Here is a 4,084-nt window from a genome sequence, read left to right on the forward strand (position 1 = left end):
AGCGCCGACACCACCGGCGCCTGCAACAACTCTCGGACACCATGCCGCGACGGACCCCAGCGCGCCAGGTGCAGTGCGATCATCGCATTGAGCCCAAGGATCGGCGTGTAGAGGGCGACGCCGTCGACCCGCTTCTCCAGATGCGAAACCAATGCTGCAACCGGGCTTCCCATCGAAACCCCCGATACCACAACGACGGTCGATTGTGGCTGCAGCCATCGCACGACGGCGCGGATCTCCGACACGGAGCGCATCATGCCCGCCACATTGGTCAGCGGATCGATGTCGGGATAGGGCGGCCAGTGTCGGCGCCGGATACCATGGCCCGGCTGCACCGGTACCGCGACATTGATTCCCAGCTTGCGCTGTATCCGGCCGGCTCGCGACATCAGCAGGTCGTCCGCGCGGCCTTGGCCCGCACCATGTGTCCACACCAACCAGGGCCGTGGCCCGTCGCGGTGCCGACACAGATGCACCACCGCTCTCGCCGGGCCGCCCAGGCCGGCGGCCTCCAGCGAGCCCGGCAGCGCCGGATCGTGCTCGAACGTCAGCCGCTCGTAGGCCACGGTGCCGATGCGCCGTCGCCGGATGTTGTACACACGCAATGGCTCCGGGTCGGCATGCGCCCGGTCGATGCCCAGCGCCGATAGCTCATCGGCCGCGGCGATGCAGGCGCTCAGCGGTCGTACCGCCTCTGTCACATCGCCGGCCAGCAGCGAAAAGCTGGTCAGCACAAGCTCGTCCAGCACGACCTCGCCGAACTGGCGCATACCGCGGGGAGATGCTGCAGACCAGCCGGTTGACTCAGTGATCCCGGACGCCGCCCGTGGCAACACCAATGCCAATTCGCGGGTGATGCCCAGTGCCCGTGTCGCCAACGCCATGTTCGTCATCTTGAAGAATTCTCCAACCTGATACTGTAATTGCTACCGTATTCGACCCGAGTTGTGTCGGGAATACCAGCGTTGCTGATCGCCACGTCTGCCACTTGAATCACCGGAGGTGAAATGCTGTGCCCGCCTTGGATCGATTTCCCACAGCAGCCCTTCCTCCCAGCCGTTGCGATTGCGTCACCGCAAGGCTGGCGCTAACCGACATGACGTCCCGCCCGAATCGCTAATAGGCGGGCAAATAGCATGTCGACCTGCTCAGCCAAACAGGGCCCAGACGCGACACCGTGAGCCGCTCCGCCGGTGCAAGCGCCGTACGCATAGCGTCCGCCGACCTGAAATATATACTGTAAGGTCTTTAGTATGACCAATCGGCCTTAGGAGGCGTCGGCATGAAAGTGCCTTTCACCTGGAAAGTCACCGGCTGGTTCATGATCGGCTGGTCGCCGGAGTTTCCGGTCGGCGAGGTCCGGCCGCTGCACTACTTCGGCGAGGATCTGGTCGCCTACCGTGACGCCGACGGCGAATTACATGTGCTGGAAGCGCACTGCAAGCACCTCGGCGCACACATCGGGCACGGCGGCAAGGTGGTGGGTGACTGTGTCCAGTGTCCGTTTCACGGCTGGCGGTGGGGCCCCGACGGCCGTAATAAATACATCCCTTATCAACCCGACCGGCCCAACCGGGCGCTGCGCCTGCGCATATTCCCGGTGCGTGAGCAATACGACTGCGTGTTTGTGTGGCACCAACCAGATGGCAAGGAGCCGGAATGGGAGATGCCAGACATCTTCTACAAATTCCCACAGTTCGAAACCAACCCCGCGGCCTATTACCGGGCGTACCCCGAATTCTCCCGGCGCGTGCAGCGCGAGCCGGTACACCCGCAGATCGTTGCCGAGAACGCCCCCGACAGCGCCCATTTCGAGTATGTGCACCACGCCACGGTGACGCCGCGGGTGTTGGACTGGAAGATCGCCGACCACGAATGGCACTTCATTGCAGGCTGGCCGGATGCCAGCAGCGACGACCCCGAGAAGATGTCGTTGCGGTTCCATAGCCACTTATTCGGCCTGGGCGGGGCGATCAGCGTGTTCGAAGGCGTGCAGAACCATCGGCTGATCTTCACCTGCACACCGGTCGACGACGGGTGTTCCGACCTGTTCTATTCGATTTGGTGGCCGCGAATGCCCGGCGACGAGTCCGACGTGCCGCCGGATGCGCTGCGCGAACGTATCGAGCAGCAGTTCCTATCCACCGTCTGGGACGATCTGGAGATCTGGCGATATCAGAAGTACGTTGAGCGGCCGCCCCTGGCGAAGCAGGACGCGAAACCATATATGGCGCTGCGCCAGTGGGCGACGCAGTTCTATGACGTCCCAGCATGACAGCGCTGCGGGATCTCGCCCGCCCTGGGCACACCGCGATCGTTACCCAAGAGTGCCAGGGCGCCGTCATCGGCCCGAATGCGGGGCTGGCTGCACTCGCGAAGGAAGCCCGCCGCATTGCGCTACCCAACATCGTCAGGCTGCTGCCGGCGGCGCGGGCCGCCGGCGTCCGTGTCGTGCACTGCCTGGTGCAGCGACGGCCCGACGGGCTGGGCGCAAACCACAACGCCAAAATCTTCGCCATCGGCCGCGGCGTCGATATTGCTCCCGGCACACCGGGTGCGGCGCTGCTGCCCGAGTTAGGCCCTAAGCCAACCGATTTGGTGCTGCACCGCTGGCATGGCGTCGGACCGATGGGCGGCACCGACCTCGACGCAATCCTGCGTAACCTCGGCGTCTCCACACTGGTTGTGGTTGGCGTGTCGCTGAATGTCGCAATACCCAACCTTGTCATGGACGCCGTCAACGCCGCCTACCACGTCATCGTGCCACGCGATGCCGTCGCCGGCGTTCCGGCCGACTATGGCGATGCGGTCATCGATAACACGCTGTCGCTACTGGCGACCATCACCACGACCGACGAGCTGCTCAGCGTGTGGAATCAGCAATGATTGACACCGCATCGGAGTATGCAGGGACACTTCATGCGCTGTCACGTGGGCGGCACGGCGGAACCACCCCTCTCGACGGCAGGAAACCGTTCGTGGCCGCAAGCATGTGGACGGTGGACGGTACCCTGCTGAGCGAGGCCGACGGCCTGATAATCCGATTGCTGCCGCACCAGCCATGAGAGGCCCGATGTCTGAAACGACAACGCAGTTCACGGTTCCCGCCGTCGCTGACGCCGTCACTGCCGCGTTCCCGGATCGCGAACTCGTCATCCAGGGCGAACGGCGATACACGTATGCGCAGGTCGTCGAGCGGTCCAACCGGCTGGCGTCGTATCTGCACTCTCGCGGGCTGGGGTGTCGTACCGAGCGGTCGTCGCTAGCCGGGCACGACGTAGGGCAGGACCTGGTTGGCCTTTACGCCTACAACGGAACCGAATTCGTCGAGGCGTTGCTCGGTGCATTCCGGGCGCGGGTTGCACCGTTCAACGTCAACTTCCGCTACGTCAAGAGCGAGCTGCAATACCTGCTTGCCGACGCCGGCGCCAGCGCGCTGATCTACCACGCCGCGTTCGCCCCACGGGTTGCCGAAGTGTTGCCGGATCTGCCCCACCTGCGTGTCCTCATTCAGATCGCCGACGACTCGGGCAACGACCTCATCTATGGCGCGGTGGACTACGACACGATCATGAAATCGAGTTCACCAGCACCGCCGCCGGTGCAGCCGTCGCCGGATGACCTGTACGTGCTCTACACCGGTGGCACCACCGGGATGCCCAAAGGTGTGCTCTGGCGCCAGCATGACATCTTCATGACCTCCTTCGGCGGCCGCGACCTGGTCAGCGGCCAACCGGTGACCTCCTATGAAGAACTTGTCACGCGAGCATCCGCCGGGCCGGGAACCAAGCTGATGATTCTGCCGCCGCTGATCCACGGCGCCGCGCAGTGGAGTGTCATGACCGCCATGACGACCGGGCAGTCGGTCGTCTTTCCAACGGTCGTCGACCACCTGGATGCCGACGAAGTCGTCCGGACCATCGAGCGGGAGAAGGTGGCGGCGGTGACCGTGGTCGGTGATGCGATGGCCCGCCCGCTGCTTGCCGCTATCGAGAGCGAAAATGCCGACGTGTCGTCATTGGCGGTGGTAGCCAACGGCGGTGCGCTGTTGACTCCCTACATCAAAGAGCGACTGATCCAGGCG

General features: G+C 64.1%; 4 protein-coding genes. 3 read left to right on the forward strand and 1 reads right to left on the reverse strand.

Going from position 1 to position 4,084, the window contains the following annotated elements:
• Positions 1–884 (reverse strand): alpha/beta hydrolase (locus VFA16_RS07405; RefSeq protein WP_414687664.1); only part of this gene is annotated, 884 nt, incomplete at its 3' end.
• Positions 885–1,282: 398 nt separating this feature from the next.
• Between VFA16_RS07405 and VFA16_RS07410 the strand changes: the two genes are divergently transcribed.
• From VFA16_RS07410 to VFA16_RS07425, 3 genes are all read left to right on the forward strand, one after another.
• The gene (locus VFA16_RS07410) at positions 1,283–2,275 is read left to right on the forward strand and encodes an aromatic ring-hydroxylating oxygenase subunit alpha (RefSeq protein ID WP_324967190.1); all 993 of its coding nucleotides are present in this window, start codon (positions 1,283–1,285) and stop codon (positions 2,273–2,275) included.
• Positions 2,272–2,886, forward strand: a complete 615-nt coding sequence (locus tag VFA16_RS07415; RefSeq protein WP_324967191.1) for a cysteine hydrolase — start codon at positions 2,272–2,274, stop codon at positions 2,884–2,886. Before VFA16_RS07410 ends, VFA16_RS07415 begins: the two co-directional genes overlap by 4 nt.
• A gap of 187 nt (positions 2,887–3,073) precedes the next feature.
• Positions 3,074–4,084, forward strand: a 1,011-nt coding sequence (locus VFA16_RS07425) for an AMP-binding protein (protein WP_324967192.1), incomplete at its 3' end; no start/stop codon positions are given.

It is taken from the genome of Mycobacterium sp., from assembly GCF_035653355.1.
Classification (GTDB): Bacteria; Actinomycetota; Actinomycetes; order Mycobacteriales; family Mycobacteriaceae; genus Mycobacterium.

Coding starts and splice junctions, on each gene's coding strand:
- VFA16_RS07410 (WP_324967190.1), top strand. CDS start 1,283: ATGAAAGTGCCTTTCACCTGGAAAGTCACCGGCTGGTTCATGATCGGC.
- VFA16_RS07415 (WP_324967191.1), top strand. CDS start 2,272: ATGACAGCGCTGCGGGATCTCGCCCGCCCTGGGCACACCGCGATCGTT.